The 22569-nt window shown below is 70.5% G+C and carries 21 protein-coding genes and 1 pseudogene; 11 read left to right on the top strand and 11 right to left on the bottom strand.

Annotated features, from left to right (window positions below; translation table 11 throughout):
* Positions 1-39: 39 nt before the first annotated feature.
* The gene (locus ACH442_RS20630; protein ID WP_396339660.1) at positions 40-3522 is read right to left on the bottom strand and encodes a ricin-type beta-trefoil lectin domain protein; all 3483 of its coding nucleotides are present in this window, start codon (positions 3520-3522) and stop codon (positions 40-42) included.
* A 160-nt stretch (positions 3523-3682) separates the two neighbouring features.
* On the opposite strand from ACH442_RS20630, the gene ACH442_RS20625 reads away from it, so the two are divergent.
* From ACH442_RS20625 to ACH442_RS20605, 5 genes are all read left to right on the top strand, one after another.
* A complete protein-coding gene (locus ACH442_RS20625; protein WP_396339659.1) occupies positions 3683-4144 on the top strand; it encodes a hypothetical protein in 462 nt (153 codons plus the stop codon).
* Complete coding sequence (locus tag ACH442_RS20620; RefSeq protein ID WP_396339658.1) at positions 4141-4476, top strand: winged helix-turn-helix domain-containing protein; 336 nt, start codon at positions 4141-4143, stop codon at positions 4474-4476. Before ACH442_RS20625 ends, ACH442_RS20620 begins: the two co-directional genes overlap by 4 nt.
* 473 nt (positions 4477-4949) lie before the next feature.
* Entirely contained in the window at positions 4950-5891 is a 942-nt protein-coding gene (locus tag ACH442_RS20615; RefSeq protein WP_396339657.1) for an LLM class F420-dependent oxidoreductase, read from the top strand.
* Between the two features lie 145 nt (positions 5892-6036).
* Positions 6037-6705, top strand: a complete 669-nt coding sequence (locus tag ACH442_RS20610) for an SDR family oxidoreductase (protein WP_396339656.1) — start codon at positions 6037-6039, stop codon at positions 6703-6705.
* An 84-nt stretch (positions 6706-6789) separates the two neighbouring features.
* Positions 6790-6987: a hypothetical protein gene (locus ACH442_RS20605; RefSeq protein ID WP_396339655.1), complete on the top strand. Its 198-nt coding sequence runs from the start codon at positions 6790-6792 to the stop codon at positions 6985-6987.
* A 39-nt stretch (positions 6988-7026) separates the two neighbouring features.
* Here ACH442_RS20605 and ACH442_RS20600 read toward each other — a convergent pair whose 3' ends face one another.
* Positions 7027-7386, bottom strand: coding sequence for a deaminase (locus tag ACH442_RS20600; RefSeq protein ID WP_396339654.1), 360 nt, complete (start codon positions 7384-7386; stop codon positions 7027-7029).
* A 481-nt stretch (positions 7387-7867) separates the two neighbouring features.
* Between ACH442_RS20600 and ACH442_RS20595 the strand changes: the two genes are divergently transcribed.
* Positions 7868-9133: an MFS transporter gene (locus ACH442_RS20595; protein WP_396339653.1), complete on the top strand. Its 1266-nt coding sequence runs from the start codon at positions 7868-7870 to the stop codon at positions 9131-9133.
* Here ACH442_RS20595 and ACH442_RS20590 read toward each other — a convergent pair.
* Positions 9041-9780: pseudogene (locus ACH442_RS20590) on the bottom strand (transposase). The gene ACH442_RS20595 and the pseudogene ACH442_RS20590 sit on opposite strands and share 93 nt — an antisense overlap.
* A gap of 285 nt (positions 9781-10065) precedes the next feature.
* On the opposite strand from ACH442_RS20590, the gene ACH442_RS20585 reads away from it, so the two are divergent.
* Positions 10066-10824, top strand: coding sequence for a class I SAM-dependent DNA methyltransferase (locus ACH442_RS20585; protein ID WP_396339652.1), 759 nt, complete (start codon positions 10066-10068; stop codon positions 10822-10824).
* Positions 10825-10899: 75 nt separating this feature from the next.
* Here the strand turns inward: ACH442_RS20585 and ACH442_RS20580 are convergent, their stop codons facing one another.
* On the bottom strand, positions 10900-11352 hold the full coding sequence (locus tag ACH442_RS20580) for an SMI1/KNR4 family protein (protein WP_396339651.1): 453 nt from the start codon (positions 11350-11352) through the stop codon (positions 10900-10902).
* A gap of 125 nt (positions 11353-11477) precedes the next feature.
* On the opposite strand from ACH442_RS20580, the gene ACH442_RS20575 reads away from it, so the two are divergent.
* A complete protein-coding gene (locus tag ACH442_RS20575) occupies positions 11478-11768 on the top strand; it encodes a hypothetical protein (RefSeq protein ID WP_396339650.1) in 291 nt (96 codons plus the stop codon).
* Positions 11769-12305: 537 nt separating this feature from the next.
* Here the strand turns inward: ACH442_RS20575 and ACH442_RS20570 are convergent.
* The gene (locus ACH442_RS20570; RefSeq protein ID WP_396339649.1) at positions 12306-12779 is read right to left on the bottom strand and encodes a hypothetical protein; all 474 of its coding nucleotides are present in this window, start codon (positions 12777-12779) and stop codon (positions 12306-12308) included.
* An 84-nt stretch (positions 12780-12863) separates the two neighbouring features.
* Here ACH442_RS20570 and ACH442_RS20565 point away from each other — a divergent pair, with 84 nt between their 5' ends.
* Positions 12864-13502, top strand: a complete 639-nt coding sequence (locus tag ACH442_RS20565) for a TetR/AcrR family transcriptional regulator C-terminal domain-containing protein (protein WP_396339648.1) — start codon at positions 12864-12866, stop codon at positions 13500-13502.
* Positions 13503-13640: 138 nt separating this feature from the next.
* On the opposite strand, the gene ACH442_RS20560 is transcribed toward ACH442_RS20565, so the two are convergent.
* Both ACH442_RS20560 and ACH442_RS20555 read right to left on the bottom strand, forming a co-directional pair.
* The gene (locus ACH442_RS20560) at positions 13641-13943 is read right to left on the bottom strand and encodes a protealysin inhibitor emfourin (protein WP_396339647.1); all 303 of its coding nucleotides are present in this window, start codon (positions 13941-13943) and stop codon (positions 13641-13643) included.
* Positions 13944-15023 (bottom strand): M4 family metallopeptidase, encoded by a 1080-nt coding sequence (locus ACH442_RS20555; protein WP_396339646.1) that lies wholly within the window; start codon positions 15021-15023, stop codon positions 13944-13946.
* 285 nt (positions 15024-15308) lie between these two features.
* Between ACH442_RS20555 and ACH442_RS20550 the strand changes: the two genes are divergently transcribed.
* Complete coding sequence (locus ACH442_RS20550) at positions 15309-16229, top strand: STM4015 family protein (RefSeq protein ID WP_396339645.1); 921 nt, start codon at positions 15309-15311, stop codon at positions 16227-16229.
* 1 nt (position 16230) lies between these two features.
* On the top strand, positions 16231-17487 hold the full coding sequence (locus ACH442_RS20545; protein ID WP_396339644.1) for an STM4014 family protein: 1257 nt from the start codon (positions 16231-16233) through the stop codon (positions 17485-17487).
* Positions 17488-17906: 419 nt separating this feature from the next.
* Here ACH442_RS20545 and ACH442_RS20540 read toward each other — a convergent pair whose 3' ends face one another.
* The 4 genes from ACH442_RS20540 to ACH442_RS20525 are packed head-to-tail and all read right to left on the bottom strand — an operon-like array spanning position 17907 to position 22377.
* Positions 17907-18710, bottom strand: coding sequence for a poly-gamma-glutamate hydrolase family protein (locus tag ACH442_RS20540; protein WP_396339643.1), 804 nt, complete (start codon positions 18708-18710; stop codon positions 17907-17909).
* Positions 18711-18748: 38 nt separating this feature from the next.
* Positions 18749-19981: a DUF6745 domain-containing protein gene (locus ACH442_RS20535; RefSeq protein WP_396339642.1), complete on the bottom strand. Its 1233-nt coding sequence runs from the start codon at positions 19979-19981 to the stop codon at positions 18749-18751.
* 12 nt (positions 19982-19993) lie between these two features.
* On the bottom strand, positions 19994-20311 hold the full coding sequence (locus tag ACH442_RS20530) for a hypothetical protein (RefSeq protein WP_396339641.1): 318 nt from the start codon (positions 20309-20311) through the stop codon (positions 19994-19996).
* 38 nt (positions 20312-20349) lie between these two features.
* Positions 20350-22377: an NAD-binding protein gene (locus tag ACH442_RS20525; RefSeq protein ID WP_396339640.1), complete on the bottom strand. Its 2028-nt coding sequence runs from the start codon at positions 22375-22377 to the stop codon at positions 20350-20352.
* Between the last annotated feature and the right edge of the window lie 192 nt (positions 22378-22569).

Raw genomic sequence — 22569 nt, 5'->3', positions numbered from 1 at the left:
GGCTGACGCACAGGGCCCGCGCAACGGCCGGCCGAGGGCTCAGCCGAGGCGGAATCGCTGGGCGGTGCTGCCGTTGCAGTCCCAGATCTGCAGCAGGTCACCGGCCTGCTGTTTGTTGCCGGTGTCGTCGAGGCAGCGCCCGGACTGCGCGTTGTACAGGGTGCCGTCGCCGCGGCTGACCCACTTCTGCGAGCCGCTGCCGTTGCAGTCGAACAGCTGGACCGCGGTGCCGTTGGCGGTTCCGGCGTTGCTGACGTCGAGGCACTTGCCGAACACCCGGATGCTCGCGTCCCCCGGCGTGGACCAGCGCTGGGCGTCGGTGCCGTTGCAGGTGAACAGTTGCGCCGCGGAGGCCGAGGACGGGTCGGCGTCGACGATGTCGGCGCACAGCCCACCGGGCCCGGTGACCGGGCCGGGCGGCAGCTGCCACACCTGTCCGTCGGTGCCGGCACAGTCGTAGAGCTGCAGCTGCACGGCCCCGGGCGTGCGGTTGGAGTCGGGCACGTCCAGGCAGCGCCCGGACGCCGGGTTGAGCAGGCTGCCGTCGGCCCGGCGGGTCCATTGCTGGCCGGTGGCGCCGGTGCAGGCCGCGATGGTGACCGCCGCGGCGTTGCCGGTCCCGGCCGCGGTCAGGCAGCGGCTGAGCACCCGAACGGTGTTGTCGCCGGCGTATCCGACCTGCTGGGCCGCGCTGTGGTTGCAGGTGTAGACCTGCACCGGCCGGCCGTCGGCAGCCACTCCCCCGCGCACGTCCAGGCACAGCCCGCCGACGCCGAGGACCTCACCGGTGGCCGGGTTGTCGGCGGCCGAGCCGCTCAGCGTGACGGTGTGCGCCGAGCCCGCCGCGAGGCTCGCCGTGGTGACGGTGACGGTCCGGCTGTTCCGGTTGTACGCCCACGCCGTCTCCGGCACCTGCACCCCGTCGACCAGGACCGCGGCCGGAGCTGCGCTGTTGGTGACCCGCAGTGTCCAGGCCCGGGCCGCCGGCGCGCCGGGGAAGCTGCCGCCGGTGGCGCCGACGGTGAACGTGCGACTGCCGTCGGCCCAGGACAACGGGGTGTTCGTGGACGGGCCGCTGCCCTCACCGGCGTCGGCGTACAGGGAGAACGTCCCGTCGGCGCCGGCCGCGACCGTGACGGTGAGCTCGGTGGCGACGCTGTCCTTCTGGCTGTGCACGTAGTCGGTGCGGGCCGGCACCAGGCCACCCGATTTCACGAGCACCGGCATCCGGGACAGCGGTGCGCTCATCGTGACGGTGGTCGGCCCGGTCCAGGTGGCGCCGGTGAACCAGTCGGTCCACGTGCCCGGCGGCACCCACACCGACACCGAGCCGCTCGGCGACACGATCGGCGCCACCAGCAGGTTGTCGCCGTAGAGGTACTCCCCGCCCGCGGTGTAGGCGGCTTCCTGCGCCGGATATTCGAGGTACATCGGTCGTACGATCGGAAGGCCGTTCTGACCGGCCTGACGCGCCGTCGTGTAGGTGTAGGGCACCAGCGCCTCCCGCAGCCGCAGGAACTTCTGCGCGCTGGCCTGGGCCGCTCCCGGGTAGTCCCACGGCAGCCGGTCGCCGTGGTCGGAGTGCATCCGGTCGACCGGCTGGAACGCGCCGAACTGCATCCACCGCGCGTACAGGTCGTCGGCGAGGTGCCCACCGTGGAAGCCGCCCAGGTCGTGGGTGACGTTGGACAGGCCCGCGGCTGCTTCGGCGGCGGTGAAGCCCACCTCGTAGGCCAGGGTCTCCCACGTCGAGTAGGTGTCGCCGGTGAACGCCAGGGTGTTGCGCCGTTCCGACCAGGGGCCGAGCGCGAAGTTGCTGGCGTCGAGGCTGCCGTGCTCGGTCCCGCCGATCCGGCTGAACGCGAAACCGCGCAGCCCGCGGGCGGTGTCGTGGTCGGCGTAGGCCTGGTTGACCAGGTTGTCCGGGGCGACGTGCGGGTTCGACGCGATGGACGAGCCGCAGCCGCCGCAGTAGTCCAGCCACCAGTTGCGGACGCCCTGCTGCTCGAACGGGGTGTGCAGGCTCTGATAGGCGCTCAGGTGCGCGGGATTCGACCAGTCGAAGTAGTGGGTGTGCCCGTCCGACTGCACCGGCAGCCCGCCGGCCGCCGCGTTCGCCGCCGGGAAACGCGGGTCGGTGGCGTCGATCTCCGGGTGGACGTTGAAGCTGGTGTCGAGGTTCATCTGCTTCGTCCACGTCAGGAACGCCTGCGGGTCGGGGAACAGGTCGGTGTTCCAGTTCCAGCCGTCCCACTCCACCGGCTTCTTCCAGTCGGTGTCCACCACCAGCCAGTCCAGCGGTGTGAAGGTGCGGCGGAACGCCGGCAGCAACGTGTTCTGGTAGTCCGAAGTGCGGTAACCCCAGAATCGTGAGAACCAGACGCCGTACGCGGTCTGGGGCAGCAGATCCGCCGGCCCGGTCAGCGCGTTGAGGTCGCTCAGCGCCTGCTTGTAGTTCTGCCCGTATCCGAAGAAGTAGCCGTCCTGATAGGGCTGGGTCCCGTGCCCAGGCCGGTCGCTGACCGTGTGGTTCGCGCTCAGCAACGCGGTCCGGGTGTCGTCGAGCAGGTACCAGCCGCCTCGGTTGAGCACGCCCGGGTGCAGCGCGTTCGCATCGGGCAGCCCGTTCGGCAGGTTGTCCAGCGAGCGGTACCAGCCGCCCAGCTGGCTCGCCGGACCCGCCCCGTACCCGGTGGTGCGCAGGTCCGTGGCCGCTCCCGGGTAGGTCGTGCTCCCGCTCGGCAGGACGGCGAGGCTGTCGACGTTGACCCGCCCCGAGTCGGCGGCGTCCCGGGCCACGTCGATCGTGTTCACCCCCGCCCGCAGGGTCACCGTGACCGAACCGGTCGACCAGGTGTCCCACGAGCCGGTCGGCGGCAGGCTGAACCGCGCGCCGGTCGTGCCGTTGACGTGCGCGGTCAGCGTCCGGGTGGTGGACTGGTTGTCGCTGCCGACGGCGTTGGCGTATCGCACGGCGAGCCGCCACGTGCCGGCCGTGGGCACGTCCACGTCGTACCGTACGCCGCTGCCGGTGCTCTCGAACCCGCCGGCGAACCCGGTGCCGGTGTGGCCCGGATGGTCGTACGCCGGGGTCACCCCACCGGTGAACAGCGCGTTCTCTCCCTCGCAGGCGGTCGAGGCCGGGCAGTAGGACGGATAGACCGGGCGTGCCGTGGCACCCGTGGCGGTGATCGCCACGCTCAGGTTGGCCGGGGTGAACGGGCCGCTGTTCTGCTTGTACCGCAGGGTCAGCGCACTGGTCCGGACCTCCCGGAAGCCGTCGGCGGTCACCGACGTGGTCCAGGCGGGCGGTGTGAACGAGCGATTGACCGCGTTGAACGTCGTCGCATCGGTGAAAGCGCCGTCACCGGCGTACTGCATGCGGATCAGCGTCGGGGTCAGCACCTCGAACCGCGCGGCGCCGTCGGTGACCGCCGCGGCCGTGACCGCGGTCGCGGGTGCCGCAGGGGCCACGACCGCGATCGTGGCGACCAGTGCCAGGCCGAGCATCGAAGTCCGCATGCCCGCATCAAATCACCGTCGTCGATATTTGTAAATAATGCTTACGGCTGGGCGGCCGGCCCGAAAAAGATCACGTCTTCCTTGCGGTCCGGCAAGTACTTTCCGCATTGGAAAGTACTTGCTACTTTCTAAAGTAGAAAGTACATTCGAGGAGGCCGAGATGGACACTGATCCCACACCGGACGAGGCACGCGAGGCTCTGCTGCAGGTGGAACGCCGCCGGGCACAGACCGCGGCGGCGGCCGGCTGGCCACGCTGGTCCTGGATCGCGGCCGGAGCCCTGATCGTGGCGTACGGGGTGCTGGCCGACCAGCAGCCGGACTTCCTGCGGAACTGGGGCAGCGTGCTGGTCCTCGTCCTGCTGCTGCTCGCGGCGCTCACCACCACCCGGCGCGGCTCGGCCCTGATCGGGCGGCCGGTGCGGTCCCGGACCCGGCTGGACACCACCACCGCCCTCTGGGGCCTGGCAATTCTGGTCACCGTGGTCGGCGGCGGGACCCTCGCGAGCGTCACGGATGTGCCGCACGTCGCGCTCTGGTTCGGCATCGCGGCCGGGATCCTGCTGGCCGCCGGCGGCCCCTGGTGGCAGCACCGGGTGCTGACCCGCGGGGCACGCCGGTGACCGAGCCACAGCTGGACCCGGTCTTGCTGGAGCCGACCCGGCTGGCCATCCTGGCGCTGCTGGCCGGCACCGAGTGGGCCGAGTTCTCGTTCGTCCGCGACGCCGTCGAGGTCAGCGACTCGGTCCTGTCCAAGCGGATCTCGGCGCTGGCCGACGGCGGGTACGTCGAGGTCCGCAAGGGCTATGTCGGCAAGCGCCCGCGGACCTGGATCAACCTGTCCGCGACCGGCCGGTCAACACTGAGCCGGCACATCGCCGCCCTGCAGGAGATCGCCACCCGGGCCGCCCGGCCCTCCCCGCCGGCCGGAGACGGGGTCACCCGGCAGGGGTGATTCCCCGGGCTCCCCGGGGCTGAGACTCTGGCCCGGCCGGAACGGCCCGAGGGGAAGAGGCTCACATGAACGGTTGGCTGCTGTAGGGGCTCTTCCTTCCCCTGCTGCTGGTGGTCGCGGGCATCATCACCCTCCGGCGCAAGCGCAACGGTCCGCGCTGAGATGCGCGCCGGCCTCGGGGCTCCGAGAGCCTGAAGCTGGCCGGCTTCTGGACCGGCCCGGTCGACGGCGTGTGGGCCGACGAGCTGAGCGCGCCCCTGACGTCGTTCCCGAGGGCGCTGGGCGTGGAGCCGGCCAAAACCGTGGACGCCGCGACGGTCGCCGCCGTCGACCGGCCCCGCAGCTGCGCTCCGCCAGCCGGTCACCTCGCCGAGCGGCTGAGGGGGGATTCGCCGGTTCCGGGCCCTTGCTCGCGTGTAAGTTGACTCTTACATTACGGGGTGAGAGACCTCTTACATGAAACTGGGGACCGCATGACCATCCGGCTCGGCTATCAGATCCCGAATTTCACCTACCCGGGAGTCCCGGACGAGCAGCTGTTCGACACGGTCGCGGCGCAGGCCAAGGAGGCCGAGGCCGCCGGCTTCGACACCGTTCTGGTGATGGACCATTTCTACCAGTTGCCCGGTATCGGCACGCCGGACCAGAACATGCTGGAGTCCTACACGACGCTGGCGGCGCTCTCCGCCGTCACGTCGACGATCCAGCTGTCGACGCTGGTCACCGGTGTGACGTACCGTAATCCGGCCTTTCTCGCCAAGACCGTGACCACCCTCGACGTGGTCTCCAAGGGCCGTGCCGTCCTCGGCATCGGAGCCGGCTGGTTCGAACGGGAACACCACGACCTGGGCTTCGAGTTCGGGACGTTCGGGCAGCGCTTCGAGCGGCTCGAGGAGGCCCTGAACATCATCACGCCGATGCTCAAGGGCGAGCCGGCGACGTTCGAGGGCAAGTGGTACGTGGCGCGTGGCGCGATGAACAACCCGCGGGTCCGGCCGACCATCCCGATCATGCTGGGCGGCTCCGGCGAGCAGAAGACGTTCCGCCTCGCGGCCCGGTTCGCCGACCACATGAACATCATCTGCGACGTGGACGACGTGGCCCGCAAGGTGCAGGTGCTGCGCGAGCGCTGCGAGGAGGTCGGCCGGGACCCGTCCACGCTGGCCACCAGCTTCCTGGTGATGGGCATGGTCGGCGAGACCGAGCAGGAGGTGAAGGAGCTCGGCGCGACGATCCCGGAGGACCGCCGCAACCGGGCCTTCCTGGGTACGGCCGAGCAGGTCGCCGAGCAGCTGCACGAGAAGGTGATCGGGGCGGGCATCGACGGCATCACCATCAACCTGGTGCGCAATGGACACCGGCCGGGCCTGGTCACGAAGGTCGCCGAGGCACTGAAGCCGATCGTCAAGGCATGACCGGTGCCGCGGCTCGGCGCGGGGACTGCGTCGTTGCCGGGCCGCGGCTTCCCGTCGTACGGAAAAAATCGGCGGTGAGACGGACCGGCGCGCCCGGCCTCCGCCGCGCGTGGTTTTGCCGGCCGGTGGCGGTAGCGTCGCGGGCATGGAAAATGCGCGGGTTCTGGTCGTGGGCGGGCACGGGAAGGTGGCGCTGCTGTTGCTGCCGCTGCTGGTCGGGGCCGGTCATCAGGTGAGCGCGGTGTTCCGCAACCCCGAGCACACGCCCGAGATCGCCGGGACCGGTGCGGATCCGCTGGTCGCCGACGTGGAGCGGCTCGACGTCGGCGAGCTGGCCGAGCTGTTCGGCGGGCACGACGCGATCGTGTGGTCGGCCGGCGCCGGTGGCGGCAGCCCCGAGCGGACCTATGCGGTGGACCGCGACGCCGCGATCCGTTCGATGGAGGCCGCGGCGCTGGCCGGCATCCGGCGCTACGTGATGGTCTCCTACTTCGGGTCGCAGATCGATCACGGCATTCCGGAGGACAGTGGCTTCTTCCCCTACGCCGAGGCGAAGGCCGCCGCCGACGCTCACCTGGAGCGAACCGATCTGGACTGGACGATCCTCGGGCCCAGCCGGTTGACGCTCGACCCGCCGACCGGGCGGATCGAGACCGCGGGCCAGGGCGCGACGGCCGGTTCGGTGAGCCGGGCCGATGTCGCGGCGGTGATCGCACGGACGCTGGAGGAGCCGGCCACCATCCGGCGGACGATCCGGTTCAACGCGGGCGCGACCGCGATCGCCGACGCGCTCGGGGAGGACAACCTGACCTGACGTTTTGGGCGGCAGGTGCCCGGGTAACTCGATCTTGAGCCTCGTCCCGCTGCGGGACGAGGCCCGCACAGAATGGGGGCACCGATGCCGATCGAGCGACTGCCGTCCGACCCGGACCGCTACCCGCCGCTGGACCCCGGGGCGCCGATTCCCGACGACCCCGGCGAACTGGACCCCCACAACCCGGATCTGCCGCCGGCCCCGGCCGAGCCGATGCCGCCGATCTCGCCGGTGCCGGCCCAGCCCGAACCCGCCACCGATCCGGAACCCGAACCCGCCTGACATCCCGGCCGCGACATGGCGCCGGGTGATCGGGATCGGTCAGGTCCAGAATCCGGCGTGGACCTCGGTGGCCGAGGCGAGCGGGAACGGCCCGGCCACCTCGATCGCCCGGCCGCCGCGCGCGAACACCGCACGGCACGACAGGTGCAGCGGTGGGATGCCTGACTCCGGGTCGCCTGGCTCCGGGTCGGCCATCGCGGCCGGCTCCTCGCCGGAGAGCGCGAACACCACCCGCCCGATCCCCGACCAGTAGACCGCCCCCGGGCACATCGCGCACGGCGCGGTGCTGGTGAACAGGGTGCTCCCGGCGAGCACGCCCCGCGGCAGCCGACCGGCGAGCCGCACCAGGTCGGCCTCCGCGTGCCCGGTCGGGTCGGCCTCGGTGACCACCGAGTTCACGGCCTCCAGAACGGGCCGTCGCCGGCGACGAGAAGCGTCCCGAACGGATGGTCGCCGCGCCGCCGAGCCGCCCGGGCGAGCGCGACGGCCCGTTCGAGGTGGGCCAAGTCTCCAAGGTCATCGGATGACCTTTCCCGCGGATTCGCAGCAGTCAAGCCGCGAAGGAAGCCTACGACGGACTGACTGTGCGACTTCGGGAACATCAATTCGGCGAGTCGAGTAGCCGATAAACGCACCCCTCCGAAGTTGACCTTCGGCGGCCTGACCTGCGCTAAGCGCCCTCGAAAGCCGATCTTCGAGGCATCGGTGGCCGCAGATATCGGCTATCCGGTAATCGACCGGCGACTACCTGCCGTGGCCGTCGGCGATTACGGTGCGAGAAAACCGCCTCGCCTTTTGCCGAAGGATGTTCGATGGCGTCATTGATCAATCGCGCGGCACCGCCGCGCCGTAATGCCGGGCTCTCGCCGGTGATGGCCGGGTGAGATGGCGTGGACTGTCCGGAGTTCTGAGTTCGCAGGCCTGCACGCTCTCCGCGAACCGCCTGCTCACCGTCGCCGTCCCGTGGCTGGTCCTGGACCGCACCGGCAGCGCCGCGCAGACCGGCCTGGTGGTCGCCTGCCAGGTGCTGCCGTACGCGTTCACGCAGTGGCTCGCCGGCCCCCTGCTGGACCGCGTCGGCCCACGCCGGATCAGCGCGGCCGGGGACGTCATCTCGGCGTCCGTGCTGGTCGTCCCGGCCCTGTTCGGCACTCCCCCGCTCTGGCTGCTCACCCTGATGCTCCTGGTCGTCGGCTGCGCGGACGGGCCCGCCAGCGCCGCCAAGCGGCTGCTGGTGCCGTTCGCCGCCGCCGACGCCGGTCAGTCCACCGCGCGCGGTGTCGGCCTGGCCACGGCCGTCGAGAGGACGGCCACCGCGGTCGGCACGGCGATGGCCGGCTGGCTCGTCGCCACCCTCGGTGGCGATCGTGCACTCTGGGTAGCCGCATCAATGCTGGGAGTAGCCACACTCATCGTGACGATGACGGTCACCGACCCGGTGCGGGACCGCGGGCGCGACGACCAGTCCTACTTCGAGCGGCTGCGGATCGGGACGACGTTCCTGCGCGCCCACCCGCCGCTGCGCGCGCTGACCGCGATGTTCGTGGTCACCAACCTGCTCGACCAGGCGCTGATGGCGGTACTGCTGCCGGTCTGGGCCCGCGCCGGCGGCCACGACGCGACCGTCGTCGGGCTCGCGCTGAGCACGGTCGGGCTCGCCTCGATCGCGTCCGCGCTGGCCTCGGCCGGGTTCGGGACCCGGCTGCCACGCCGCGCCACATACCTGATCGGGGTGCTGAGCAGCGGCCCGACCCGGATCATCGTGCTCGCGCTCGGGCTGCCACCGGAGGCGGTGATCGCCGTCTACGCCCTCGCCGGCATCGGATCCGGCCTGTTCAACCCGCTGCTGGAGACGATCCAGGTGGAGCAGATCCCGGCCGCGCTGCGCGGGCGCGTGCAGACCCTGATCAACGCGTGGGCCTGGGCCGGCATCCCGGTCGGTGGCCTGATCGGCGCGGTCCTGCTCAACCTCGGCGGACTCGACACGGCGCTGTGGGTGTGCGGCATCGCCTACCTCGCCGCCGTGCTGCGCCCGGCCTGGCGCATGGACTGGTCACTTCCGGTCACGCCGGCGCCGCTCCGGCCGTTGACGATCACCCTTCCACCGGTCCCGCTGCACCGGCGGGTTCCGGCCCAGCGACGATGAGAACCGATTGGCGCGTACGGCGGGGAGCCGCTCCGTCGTACGCGCCAATCGGTTGGCTTGTCGTTCAACCGGTTCGGCGGGGCTTGCCGTGCTCGGCCGGCCGACCGCCCTCAGGGCTGTAGACCCTTGCCGGCGTAGGCCGGCGTAGCACTCGGCCGGCCGACCGCCTTCAGGGTTGTAGATCCTTACCGGCGTAGGCTGGCGTAGCACTCGGTCGGAGCGCGTCCGGCCCAGGATCTCCACCGGCAGGTCCCGTAGCAGCCAGGCGATACACGGGGCTTCGTAACCTGCGTCGAGCACGATCAGGATGTCGCGGTCGCCGGGCTGCCACTGTCCGGCTTCGGTGAGGCGGTCGACCAACTGGCGGGGATCATGCGGTGTTCGTCCCTGCCGCCGCCGTAGGTGTGGCAGAACGAGCGCTGCGGACCGCAGTTGCCGTCCGGCCGCAGCCACGGCAAGACGTCCACCGTTAGCACCGGACGCCCGTCCGCCGCCCGCGGCAACGGAGTCCCGGCCAGCTGCCGGCGCAGCGACTCGACCTCGATGCGACCGTGATTCAGCGCGTCATACAACGCACCGTGGCCACGCCGATGCTCCGGAGCCAGCGACAACCCGACCAGCGTCTTGACCGGGTCCTCGGTGCACAACAGCGCATCGACCAGCTCGAACAACGCATCCGGCCGCCGAGTCTCGCATCGGTAGAGCTGCTCACGAAACCGGCCAACACATCGACCGCTTCTACTCGGTCAGCCATGCCCGCCATAACGACCATCGATAGACGCCGGACACGGCTGGCATGCTTCAGCATGCCGAAGCGTCACTTACCGAAGCGCCGGATGACGCCCAGTCACAAGCCAGCCGATGAGAGACGAGCCCATCAAGTGCGCGGATCTGCCGAGTTGAGTGCCTCGCCGAGAAATCGGTGGCTGGTGATGGCCATCATGGTCGAGGCTGCTCGGATGACAAGCAGCGACCTCTGGGAGGCCGAGACGGCTGAGCGTTACGACGAGACGTCCGCCTTCATGTTCACCCCCGAAGTGCTCGATCCTGCGGTCGATTTTCTCGCCGACCTGGCAGGCGACGGTCCCGCACTAGAATTCGCGATCGGTACCGGGCGGGTGGCTATACCTTTGACGGAACGTGGCGTGTCGGTATCCGGCATCGAGCTTTCGCAGCCTATGGTTGACCAGCTGCAAAAGAAGCGGGCAGACATTCCCGTTGTGGTCGGCGACATGGCGACCAGCACGATGCCCGGGCAGTTTTCGCTCGTATACCTGGTCTGGAACAGCATCGGAAACCTGCGCACCCAGGCTGAGCAGGTCGCTTGCTTCCGCAACGCTGCTCGTCACCTCGCTCTGGGCGGACGGTTCGTCATCGAGTTGTGGGTTCCCGGCATCCGGCGTTTTCCGCCCGGGCAGGCGGCAGTGCCCTTCCACGTCGGCCGGCACCACGTCGGCTTCGACACCTATGACATGGCCACTCAACAAGGCACGTCGCATCACTACCGACGACACTCCGATGGCACAGTGACCTATGGCGAGAGCAATTTCCGCTACCTCTGGCCAGCCGAATGCGACCTGATGGCACAGCTCGCCGGGATGCATCTCGAGCAACGTGTCGCCGACTGGAACGGCGGCCCCTTCACGAACGACTCCGAGAGCCACGTTTCTACATGGCGCAAGCCGGCGTGATCCCCTCGGCGTCCGGATCTGCCGAAAGTAGCCCTCCGCCTGGCAGCGTCGAGTGGCTCCTACAGCCGGCTGTGGTCAGGGTTTGAGCCCGCGGCTGGCGATAAACTCAAGGAAGTCTCCGGCGACGATTTCCTCGTTGCCGGCGTCGTGGAAGTGGAACCAGACCTGCTCGCTGCACCGGCCGTCGTTCACCGGGAAACCCCAGTGGTCGCCGGTGCCGACCGGGGCGACGGCTACAAAGCTGCGGCTGGGAAACTCCCGGTCGTTGATGGTGCGGAGGTCCTCAGCCGCCGAGGACACAGGTGCGACCGGGAACAACTCCACAAAGCCAAAGACACCGCCGCCGTAGCGCATCATGAACGATTTGTACTTGTCCGGGAGAGCCACCGCTATTTCGCACTCGACGCTTCTGATCTCTTCAGCAGCGACGGTATGGCCTTCAACAAGGGCGAACCCGTACTCGGCTTGGTCCGCGGCCGACTTCTGTAGCAATGGTTCCGCCAGCGCCTCGAACTCTGCAAGATCCATGCGCGGATCCTACGCATCGCCTTACCCGCCACCGACTTACTCAACTGCCGCGATCCGCACAATCAGGAAGCCATGGCGGCGGCCGCCACTGATGGCTCTGCTGCCCTACTCGCTAGGCTCAACTGATGATCAATATGGCGGTGCGCGGTGACAGCGGGAACGTCGTGGCTCGCGCCGAGGCCGGCGTGGAGTGGACGGCCGGATTCGCCAGTCTGGACCCGGCAGGGTTCCCGATGCTCCGGGCCCTGACACCGTATGGGGATGCGGTCTTCAATCAGCGGCAGGTACCGCTGCTGATGACGGAGCTCGACCGGCTTCCTGCCGACCTGGGGGGTGACTGGGTCACTCAAGCCCGTGAGCTGTGCCAACTCGTTGAACGCGGGCTGCACCTGTATCTGTGGTTCATCGGCGACTGACTCAGGTTGCCGCCTGACACCCGAGGTCCATGATCGAGCGCGCGGGTCTGCCGCCATCCGCGCTCGAAGCGACCCGCGTAGTTACATTGAGTCACTCACACTGCACGGCTGATGTCCGGATCTGCCCGATGAGCGCTCGTCATGCTCAGGCAGTGCCGCCCGGCGTGAATCGTGAGTGACGGTCGACAGCGGCAAGCCACTTGCTCAACGCGCGCTCGCGCCACGCAGTCAGAAGACGACGGGTGGAACGGCCGGTCGGCTGAGTCACGGTCCACCGCAGCAGTGTGCTTTCCGCTTCGGGCACGAGTTCGGCGCACTGAACTCCGGCGTACTGGCTCGCTCGATCGACCTCGGCCACCCATCTCGTCTGCGGGATCGCTTCGCGGACCACGTAGTGAAAGCGCGCCTGCACGAGACCGGCACGAACGCGGAGGACGTACTCCGATCCGACGCCACCATGACCCGTTGTCGACCTGGATGACGCAGCGGATTGGTCCGCGCGGACGCCAGGTTGGAGCCGGAGGTCAACCGACGGGCTCATCGCATGGTGTTCGCGGCGACGAAGGTGGCGATGGACGCGGCGAGCATCAGTGCGTGCAGGACCATGTGTTCCAGATTCGGGCGCGGGCGCTCGCCGATGCGCGGCAGGACGATGACCGTGCTCGCATAGGTGCGCGCGTGCAGTTCCGGCCAGGTCGTCCCGGTGCCCGCGGTTGCCCACGGCATCGTGACCCCGGCCAGGTAGGGCGACCACCAGAGCAGCAGGCCGCCGAGCACCGCGAGCAGCTCGATCACCCCACCGGCGTAGCCGAGCCACGGCAGCCCGGTCGCTGCCCCGGCGCCGAGCAGAATCGCGGGCAACGCCATCACCGGCGCGTTCACGGCCACCTCGGTGAGCTGCTCCGAGCGTTTGGCACCGCGCACGTTGTTGAACGGATACAGATCGACCAGCGTCATGACGGCGTGGTACGCGACGGCGGCCAGGACGACGGTCAGGGCAAGCGCGATCATCACGATCTCCCAGCATGTTTACGGTGTAAGCAAACTCCTTGGGCTAGGATGGCTTACGCCGTAAGCATCGTCAAGAGAGGCATCATGAAAGCTGGCCTGAGCAGGGAGAAAATTCTCGACGCGGCGCTCGACTACATCGACGCGCACGGCCTCCCGGCGCTGTCGATGCGCAAACTCGGGGCGGCGCTGGGCGTCGAGGCGATGTCGCTCTACCGGCACGTGCCGAACAAGGACGCGCTGCTCGACGGCCTGGTCGACCGGGTGATGGAGACCGCATTCGGCAACCTCGGCGAACCGACCGGCGACGACTGGACGGCCTGGCTGCGAGACTTCGCGCACGCGCTGCGGGCCGCGCTGCTGGCCCACCCGGGCGTGCTGCCGCTCGCCGCGACCCGGCCGGTCAACTCGCCTGACGCGCTGCGGATGTCGGAACGGTGGCTGGCGGCGATGCGCGCGGCCGGGCTGCCCCTGGGCCGGGCCCTCGACGTGGTGAACGTGATTGCCACGTTCACCATCGGTCACACCCTGGCCGAGGCCGGGCAGACCCCGGGCCACGAGGGCACCGAGCCGGATCTGGACCAGCGCTCCGGCGAACTGGACCCGGCCGAGTTCCCGAACCTCGTCGAGGTGATCCGGACGCGGGCCGGTCTCGACTTCGACTCCCGGTTCACGCAGGCCGTCGACATCCTGATCGCCGGGTATGCGGCGCTGGGCCGCGGTTGACGGGCACTACCGGCGCCCCGGCAGCGGGTGGCGACCCGGCCGGGATCAGGCGGGCCGACCTCACCGGCGCCGAACTTCCCGATTCCTGCACCAGTGTGAGAACCGGCGAAGACGGCACCCCGCGGGTCCAGCTGCCGGTCAGCCGGCGGTGCGCCGCTCGACCCAGGTCAGCAGGGCCCCGAATGCCGGTGACATCGACGTGTCGGCGCTGGTCAGCGTCACCGAGTGCGGGCCGTCGTCAACCGTGATCGTGTACGTCATGACGTCGCGTGCGCGCGACCCCGGACGCGCGCCGCCCGGGTTCTCGGTCGCGGCGGCGACCAGGCGACGCAGCTCCCGGGCGTCAGTGTCCGGGAGCCGGTCGGTGTCGAGCACGCGGGGCGGCAGCCGCCGGACGATCGGGGCTGCCAGCCCGCCGTGCGTCGTGAGGGAAACCCGCATCTAGCCGCGACCGACCAGGGTCGGTGTCGTGGTGATCGAGATGCCCACCTGCGCCCACGCCTCCTTCACGGCCTGCTGCTGGCTGCTGCCCGCGCCGAAGAGCTCCGCGGCCTTGGCGAACGTCGTGTCGGCGAAGCCCTGGAAGTCGGTGGTCGGCGTCGACGCCCGCATCGATTCATACCAGATGTGCCCGGGAGCCTCCCAGGAGTTCCCGCCGATCCCGGTCGCCACCAGATAGAACGCCTTGTTCGGGATGCCCGAGTTGACGTGCACCCCGCCGTTGTCGCCGTCCTCGGTGTCCGGCAGCTCGACGAAATGGTCCATGTGAGCGGGCTGCGGGTCCTTGCCGAACAGCTTGTTGTCGAACGCGGTGCCCGGTGCCTTCATCGAGCGCAACGCGTCCGCGTCGATCGACGGGGTGAAGATCTCGGAGCCGATCAGCCAGTCGGCCTGGTCCGCGGTCTGCTTCAGCGACCACTGCTTGATCATCGAGCCGGCCACGTCGGAGAGCGACTCGTTCAGCGCGCCGGACTGGTTGCGGTACTCCAGGCCGGCGGTGTGCTCGGTGACACCGTGCGCGAGTTCGTGCCCGATCACGACGAGCGAGCCGGTGAGCCCGGAGAACACCTGGCCGTCCCCGTCGCCGAAGACCATCTGCTGACCGTCCCAGAACGCGTTGTTGTAGTGGGTGCCGCGGTGCACGTAGCCCTGCAACCGCATCCCGCGGTCGTCGATCGAGTCACGCTGGAAGACCTCACGGTAGAACGTGCGGGTGGCGCCGAAACCGTCGAACGCCTGGTTGATCGCCGCGTCCTTGACCGGCTCGTCGTCCTCCGAGCGCATCATCCTCGCCGAGGGCAGGATCGTGGAGTGCTTGCAGTCGTAGATGCTGCGGCGGCCGTCGCCGGGCACGGCGAGCACGCGGGCGATCAGGTTGCGAACGGTCCGCTCACCACGCAGCTGCGCAGTCGTGAGCAGGGTGGAGAGGGCCGCCTTGCGGATGTCCGCGTTGTCGCTGTCGAGCAGCCGGGTCAGGATGAACGGCGGCATGATGCAGTTGAGTCGCGTGGTGGACGTCATGGTCAACCTCGAATCCGGTCGAAGCGTTGTCGAAGAAGGAGATGCGCCGCCGGCCAGCGCAGATACATTCCGGGCGGGCGTTTGCCGTCAGTCAGGTCGCAAATACTGAAAGTGATCAACTGGGGCGTCGAGGGCTTCGTCCCTGATCAGACAGTCCGGATCGCCCGGGCGGCGGCTTGAACACGAACCGGGAAACGGGTCCTGGCGAAAAGTGTCGGTGGGGCTTGCTAGCGTTCCGGCACTGTCGGGTTCCGGCACCTGTTGCCTTGCGGCCGAAGGAGTCCTGTGACCATCAACGAGCACCTGACCACGTTCGCCGGGCTGCCGATCGTCGAGGTGGACGACGAGCGGGAGCCGGCCGACCCGGCCGCGGTGGCCTGGCGCATCGACATGGAGGACTTCGAGGCCGACGTGCCGGAGTTCGAGGCCGCCCTGGAGAAGGTGCTGGAGCGGGCCGGTCCGGGCGGGCCCGCGGCGCTGGTCGTCGGCGAGTGGGGCTCGGCCTACGACTCGGAGTTCCCGGCCGAGCTGCTGATGCGCGACGTGACCCGGTTCAGTGCGCTGCGGGCGCTGTTCATCGGCGAGATGACCTATGAGCAGTGCGAGATCTCGTGGATCAACCACAACGACCTCACGCCCCTGCTGGAGGCGTTTCCGCAGCTGGAGCGGTTGTGGGTGCGCGGCTCGCAAGGGCTGGAGCTCAAACCGGGACATTATCCGGGGCTGCGCGAGCTGGTCCTGCAGTCCGGTGGCCTGCCGGCGTCCGTGATCCGGGCCGTCAGCGCCTGCGACCTGCCCGGCCTCGAGCACCTGGAGCTGTGGCTGGGCGTCGCCGCCTACGGCGGGGACGCCCGCGCCGACGACCTTGCCACGATCCTCGGCGGGCGTTCCCTCCCGGCGCTGCGCCACCTCGGCCTCTGCAACGCGGAGATCGCCGACGAGGTGGCGGCGGCTGTCGCCGCGGCGCCCGTGGTCGCCCGGCTCGACCGGCTCGACCTGTCCCTGGGCGCGCTCGGTGACGCCGGGGCCGAAGCGTTGCTCGCCGGGCAGCCACTCACCCACCTGGCGACGCTCGACCTGCACCACCACTTCATGAGCGCGGAAATGGCGCAGCGGGTGGTGGACGAACTGCCCGGCGTGGCGGTGGACGTCTCCGACCAGCAGAAAGAGGAGCGTTGGGGTCGTTACACGGTCTGCGCTGAGTGACGTGCGGCTCGCCGTCGTCGGCAACCCGGAGAATCGGCGGGTGGCCCTGTTCAGCGCCGCCGTCGAACGGGCCGGGCTGCGCGCGCCGGAGGTCTTCGCGTGGCGGGACGTGCTGGTTCCCGGGCGGGTTCCCGGCCCGGGAACACTTGTGCGGATCGAGTCGCCGGGGGAGAACGCCGAGGTGGATCGGCTGCTGCGGGGGCTTGGCGGGGATCATCGGGCGGCCGCGCACGGGGAGATACGGGGGGCGGCGGCTGGGTTCACGGGGTTGTCGATGGCGCTGGAACGGATTGCGGCGGGTGGGGGGACGCTGCTGAACCAGCCGGCGGACATTCTGACGATGACGGCCAAACCGAGGTGTCACGCAGCGCTGGCCGGTGCCGGAATTGCTGTGCCGCCCGCTTTGGAGGCTCCCGTCCCGGCGCTGGCTCGTGCTGCCGCGCCCACTCCCGGCGTTGCCCCGCCCACTCCCGGCGTTGCCGCGCCCACTCCCGGCGTTGCCCCGCCCACTCCCAGCCTTGCCCCGCCCACTCCCAGCCTTGCCCCGCTGACTCCCGGCCTTGCCCTACCCTCGTCGGCGGGGTCGGTGACCGGCTACGAGTCGCTGCGAGCGGCCATGGACAGTGCTGGGTGGAGCCGGGTCTTCGTCAAAGCGGCCTACGGGTCGTCGGCCTCCGGGGTGCTGGCGCTGGCGGTCGGAGGCCGCCGCGACACTCCGGCCGGGCGACGGATCATGGCGATGACCTCGGTCGAACTCTCCAACGGCAAAATCTTCAACAATTTGCGCGTACGTCGTTATGACGAGGAAGCCTCGATCGCCGCGATCATCGATCGTCTGGCGCCGGACGGGTTGCACGTCGAGTGTTGGTACCCGAAAGCGGCCCTCGACGGCCGTGTCCTCGACCTGCGCGTAGTTGTGATCGCCGGCCGGGCACGGCATGTCGTCGTCCGCACCAGCCGTTCACCGATGACGAACCTGCATCTCGGCAACGCCCGCGGGGATGTCACCGCCGTCCGGGCCGCGGTCGGTGAGCAGCAGTGGGAGGCGGCCATGGACACGTGCGTCCGTGCAGCGGGGTGCTTCCCGGGGACGCTGCACGCGGGCGTCGACCTGATGTTCCGCACCGGATGGCGGGAGCACGCGGTGGCCGAGGTGAACGCGTTCGGCGACCTTCTGCCACGGGTGCTTTCCGAGGACGGGCTCGACACCTACGACGCCCAGGTGGCCGCCCTCCGAGCCGGCTGGTCGCCGCCGTGACCAGCAACGCCCCGGGGTCCCAGCCCTCCGGACGGCCATAGAGGCGTCCGCGGCCCCGGTCGCGCCGCCACAGCCGAGCATGACGGCACGACCGGGCATGGCGGCTCGGCTGGGCGTGACGGCTGGGCTGGGCGTGACGGCTGGGCTGGGCGTGACGGCTGGGCTGGGCGTGACGGCTGGGCTGGGCGTGACGGCCGAACGCGGTGACGCGGCCGGGCTTGGCAGCGCCGCCACGTCGCCATGCGGCTGGGCGCGGGACCCGGCGGGCGTCGCGCCACCACCCGGCGAGCGTCGCGCCACCGCCCGGCGTTGCGGTGCCCGCGTGCGCGGCGCGACCACGCGAACCGACTCAGCCGTGTCCGCCGCGCGGCTCGGGGCACGACCACGCGGCTCGAAGCACGACCACGCGGCTCGAAGGGTCAGGAGGCGAGGGCCGCGCGAGTCGCGTTCACGAAAGTGGTGAACGGGGCCAGGACCGTCGACCCGCGGTCCTTGCGGGTGTTAGTGCCGAACATCCGGTTACGCAGCGGCGTGGTCAGCTCGAGTTGGACCCCGGCGCCGCGCAGGTTGCGGTTGACGATGTTGGCCGGCTCGTCGCCGTTGAGGTCCGGCACGCCGGCTGCGTCGAGCACGGTGACGTCCGTGCCGGCGAAAGCCGCCCGGTACGCCGCCAGCACCGTCGCCTTGAGCCGGTTGTCGAGACCACCGACGAGTACACCCGCGGTGTTGGCGGCCAGACCCGCCTCGGCCGGTGAGCATCCGTGCAGGGACACCGTCCGGCGGCTGCCGGCGACCAGTGCCACCGCGACCGGGTCGTCGCAGTGCACCGACGTGACGTGCAGCGCGGCGTTCCCGGAGGATCGGATGCCTTCGAACATCCAGTAGTCGTAGACCGGTGCGCCGGTCACCGCCCGGCTCGCCGGGTGGTATCCGGCGATGGCCAGGCACAGTTCGGAGGTGCCGGGTTCGATGCCGCCGCCGTGCAGCGCGATGATCGCCGTGTCGGGGAAGGCACCGCTGTCGTCCACCGCGGCGAGGCGTTGGAACCGGCGGGCGTAGTCGGCGCCTTCGATGAGCGCCGGGTCCGCGTACAGCGCGGTGTTGGACGGATAGGTGTCGTCGGCGGCGAGGGCCGGACGCGCACCGGCGGTGACCGCCGCCGGGATTGCGGCGGCGCCGAGCGCGGCCAGGACACTACGACGGCGAAGTCCAGACATCGACATGATCGGATGATGCCACACCTGCCGAAGCGGCCCACGGGTCAGGTCTGGATCATCGGCTGGTACTCCTCGGCGGTGAGACCGAACGTCCACGCGACACCCTCCCGCGCCGTCCGGGTCCGGGGTGGGACGCGGAGCCAGTAGACGCGGCTGGTCCCGTCCGGCTCCGGGGTGGAGTTGACCACCTCGACCATGACCAGGGGTTCGTCGCCGGGCAGGTCGAGCCACCACAGCGTGCCGGTCTCGTCCGTGCCCTGCTGCCGCGCGCCGGCCTCCCGCAGGTAGCGCTCATATCCGAAGTGCTCCAGCATGACCCGCCGGATCTCGGCGTTGTCCTCCTGCCGGATCCGGTCGACGGTCAGCGCCGGCAGCTCGGCGGCGAGGCTCACCGGGATCGGCATGCCGCGCCAGGCCCACAGCCCGTAGCCGTCGGCGAACTCCAGTGCGGCGCCCTCGCCCCGGTGCAGGCGGCCGACGTTGTCGCGGGCCAGCAGCCGCGGGCGCTCGGTCAGGACGGCGACCCGCTCGTTCGCCCACCACCAGCCGGTGTGCCGCGCGACTTGGGCGAGACCGGTCAGCCGGCTCATCAGCCCGGCCTCGGGGCACAGCCGGTCGGCGGCGTCGAACGTGCTCAGCCACGCCCCGTCGTGCTGCCCGTAGATCGCGTCGAGCACCGGCCGCCGCGCTGCCCGCCCGGCCTCGTCGGGCAGGTCGGCGACCAGGTCGTCACCGAGCCGCAGCCGCAGCCGGCTCGCGACGAGGTCCATCACCAGACCCCAGGACCGGCGGCCCGCGGCCGCGCTGAGCTGCGCCCAGCCGTCGGACCCGAGCGCTTCGACCGCGCCTTTCCGCGCGGAGGCCCACGGCTCGGTCCGCACCTGGCGCCGCATCGAGGCCCCGGCGGTCTCCCCCGGCGTCCACCCCTGCGCTCGCAGCTCGGCCACCACCGCAGCAGCCCAGGCCGGCCTCTCGACCTCACCATCCGCGAGTAGGGCCGCCCGTGCCGGCGCGCCCACCTCACCGAGCGCGTGAGTAGGCGTCGACGTCTCACCCGGGAGATCACCGGCCGCGAGAAGTGCCGTCGCCACCGCTCCGGCGCGGGGCGAGCCCAGCCAGTAGATCCGCTCGGGCTCGGGCAGGCCGGCCAATCGATACGCCTCCCGCACCCCGGCCTCGGCCGCCGCCCGATCCCCCGGCCCGGTGTCGACCGCCGCGGCCAGCCACTGGTCCTCGACGGCCGCGGCCATCGCCTCCTGCTCGTGGGTCAGTCTCATCGCCCGCCCCGCTCAGTCCGCGACCGGCCGGAACGAGCCCGGCACGTATTCCCGCTGGCGGACCACCCGGTAGTGCCCGGACGGCAGCGGAATCGGCCCGTGCTCCTCGTGCGAGATCCGCGCGTGCGTCGGCACGTCGACGAACATCGCCTCCGGATCGTCGAGGTCGGCGAGCAGTCGCACCCCCGGGCCGCCGATCACGTGCGCGTGCCCGGTCGCCTCGCCGCGCGCCAGCACCATCCGGCCGCGCCGGTCACGGGGAACGGGCGCGCACGCGGGCACGTCGCCCTGGTCAACCGGGATGATCAGCACATCGCCCTGCCGGTACATCGGCCCTCCTGACAAGCTCGCCTTCAGTCGGGAGAAACCTATCCACCGGGTACGACATTTTCCCCGACCGCAGAAGGAGCCCCGAGCGCGGAAGCAGCCTCAGGCGCGGGAGCAGCCCCGAGCGCGGAGGCAGCCTCAGGCGCGGGAGCAGCCCCGAGCGCGGAGGCAGCCTCAGGCGCAGGAGCAGCCCCGAGCACGGAGGCAGCCTCAGGCGCGGGAGCAGCCCCGAGCGCGGAGGCAGCCTCAGGCGCGGGAGCAGCCCCGAGCGCGGAGGCAGCCTCAGGCACAGCAGCAGCCCCGCCCGGTTCCAGCCCGACCGTCGAGAGCGCATCCCGCCGCAAGACCTGCAGCAACTCCTCGTACGGCCCGATCAGAAACGCCTGATCCCCGGCAGCGAACCGGGTATCCCGCCGCGGCGGGTGCTCCAGAACCCCGTCACTGTCGGTCCGCCGGATCGCCACCACCCTCGTACGCGCGGAAAGGTCTTGCATGGCAAGTCCGTCGAGCCCGCCCCCGGGCGCCACGGTCAATCGCCCGACCAGCATCAACTGTGATCCGACGTAGAACGTGGCGAGTACGTCGAGCCCGAGTGCCGCCCCGACGAACCAGGGTGCCGCGAGGGCCGCCGTGGACCGGGTGACGCCGAGGCTCAGCGTGTGCTCGACGGTGTCCGCGAGCGTACGGTCGAAGAGTCGCAGCACGACCGGAACCGACCCCCACCGGTCACCGAGGCGGTCCTTCACCGCGAGCCCGGTCTCCAGGTTCACCAGATCGTCGCTGGTCAGGACGGCGACCGCGCGGGCCGAGATGAGCTGGACGCGGTCCAGGGTCCGGGCCAGCGTCGCGTCCGCGATGATCACCGGGACGCCGCTGTCGCGCACCTGGTCGACGTACCGATTGTTCTCGTCGGATTCGATGACGACGACCTCGGTGCCGGCCGCGCGGAGGCGTTCGACGACGTTCGCGCCGACCGAGCCGATCCCGATGACGACGACGTGGTCGGTGAGCTGGTCGAGCAGCCGGTTCCCGAGCGCCTCCTGGATCTTGATGGACACCAGCACGTTGGTGAGCAGCGCGATGAAGGTGGCCGCGAAGCATGCGCCGACCACCATCAGTCCGATGGCGAACATCCGCAGCCACGCCTGTTGATCACGGAAGTTGTAGTCGCCGTAGCCGACCGTGGCGATCGACTCGACCGAGAAGTAGAGCGCGTCGAGCAGTGTCATCCGGGTGCCGTCCGGCTCGCGGTAGCCGAGCTGCAGCACGAGAACCGAGATGTTGAGCAGCGTGATGAGGGCGACCAGCGCGTACGCGATCCGCCGGTCCAACGCCCGCAGCACCGATCCGGCCAGTTCGACGGCCCGGGCGAGCCGTCCCGGCCCGGCGCCGGCCGGCGTCTCGTCCCCGTCGACCACCCGCGCCGCGGCGAGTTCCTCCGGCGTGCCGAGCAGGGTGACCCGGTCGCCGGCCCGGATCGGATGGTCACGACCGGGACAGATCACCACCTCACCGCCGTCGTGCGGGGTGATCGCCAGGGGCGCGAGGGACCCGTACCGCGATCGCAGTGTCCCGGAATCCTCGGCCAGCACCTGCGCCGCGACGAACGGCCGGCCGTCGAGGTCCAGCTCGTGCGTGCCCGTCCGCAGGCACGCCTCGACGACCGAGGGAGCGGACAGGCCGGCCACGTCGAGGACGCTGACCTGCATCGCGGACAGGGCCCGGCCGACCGCCGGGTTCCGCAGTTGCACCACGACGCGTACGTCGTCGCGCTGCTCCCGCATCAGCAGCGCCGCCTCGAGGGTGTGCAGGTCGTCGGCGAGCACGCAGATCACCGCGACCGCGCCGGGCAGCCCCGCCTCGTCCAGGGTCTCCTGCAGCCGCGGACTGCCGACCACGACCGGCACACCCCACCCGCGCACCACCCTGACCAGGCGCGGGTCGGCGATGTCCTCGACCACGACGACGCGGACGCCGGCATGGTACAGCTGCTCGACGGTCCGCAGGCCGACGTCGTCGAGCCCGCACACGATGACGTGCCCGCGCCAATCCCTCGTCGCAGGGGCCATGCCCTCACGGTAGCCGCGCCGCCCACCACGAGGTGTGCCCAAACCCAGGATCAAACCCTTCTTCCCGTACGCCCGTAGCAGCGCCACCGTGAGCGCACTTCGCGCCGGCACGGAGACCGCCTCGCGACGACCTCACCGGCAGATGCGAGCCGGCGAAGCAGCAAAAGCAGTCCTCATGGCGAGCCACGGCGC

The organism is Actinoplanes sp. NPDC020271, assembly GCF_044388125.1.
Taxonomy (GTDB): Bacteria; Actinomycetota; Actinomycetes; order Mycobacteriales; family Micromonosporaceae; genus Actinoplanes.
Note: the sequence above shows the minus strand (reverse complement) of the source record. Positions and strands in the feature narration are given on the sequence as shown.

Excerpts from the sequence above, each read along its gene's own strand:
- ACH442_RS20630 (WP_396339660.1), bottom strand. The coding sequence starts at position 3,522 with ATGCGGACTTCGATGCTCGGCCTGGCACTGGTCGCCACGATCGCGGTC.
- ACH442_RS20625 (WP_396339659.1), top strand. The coding sequence starts at position 3,683 with ATGGACACTGATCCCACACCGGACGAGGCACGCGAGGCTCTGCTGCAG.
- ACH442_RS20615 (WP_396339657.1), top strand. The coding sequence starts at position 4,950 with ATGACCATCCGGCTCGGCTATCAGATCCCGAATTTCACCTACCCGGGA.
- ACH442_RS20610 (WP_396339656.1), top strand. The coding sequence starts at position 6,037 with ATGGAAAATGCGCGGGTTCTGGTCGTGGGCGGGCACGGGAAGGTGGCG.
- ACH442_RS20605 (WP_396339655.1), top strand. The coding sequence starts at position 6,790 with ATGCCGATCGAGCGACTGCCGTCCGACCCGGACCGCTACCCGCCGCTG.
- ACH442_RS20585 (WP_396339652.1), top strand. The coding sequence starts at position 10,066 with ATGGCCATCATGGTCGAGGCTGCTCGGATGACAAGCAGCGACCTCTGG.
- ACH442_RS20580 (WP_396339651.1), bottom strand. The coding sequence starts at position 11,352 with ATGGATCTTGCAGAGTTCGAGGCGCTGGCGGAACCATTGCTACAGAAG.
- ACH442_RS20575 (WP_396339650.1), top strand. The coding sequence starts at position 11,478 with ATGATCAATATGGCGGTGCGCGGTGACAGCGGGAACGTCGTGGCTCGC.
- ACH442_RS20570 (WP_396339649.1), bottom strand. The coding sequence starts at position 12,779 with ATGATCGCGCTTGCCCTGACCGTCGTCCTGGCCGCCGTCGCGTACCAC.
- ACH442_RS20565 (WP_396339648.1), top strand. The coding sequence starts at position 12,864 with ATGAAAGCTGGCCTGAGCAGGGAGAAAATTCTCGACGCGGCGCTCGAC.
- ACH442_RS20560 (WP_396339647.1), bottom strand. The coding sequence starts at position 13,943 with ATGCGGGTTTCCCTCACGACGCACGGCGGGCTGGCAGCCCCGATCGTC.
- ACH442_RS20555 (WP_396339646.1), bottom strand. The coding sequence starts at position 15,023 with ATGACGTCCACCACGCGACTCAACTGCATCATGCCGCCGTTCATCCTG.
- ACH442_RS20540 (WP_396339643.1), bottom strand. The coding sequence starts at position 18,710 with ATGTCGATGTCTGGACTTCGCCGTCGTAGTGTCCTGGCCGCGCTCGGC.
- ACH442_RS20535 (WP_396339642.1), bottom strand. The coding sequence starts at position 19,981 with ATGAGACTGACCCACGAGCAGGAGGCGATGGCCGCGGCCGTCGAGGAC.
- ACH442_RS20530 (WP_396339641.1), bottom strand. The coding sequence starts at position 20,311 with ATGTACCGGCAGGGCGATGTGCTGATCATCCCGGTTGACCAGGGCGAC.
- ACH442_RS20525 (WP_396339640.1), bottom strand. The coding sequence starts at position 22,377 with ATGGCCCCTGCGACGAGGGATTGGCGCGGGCACGTCATCGTGTGCGGG.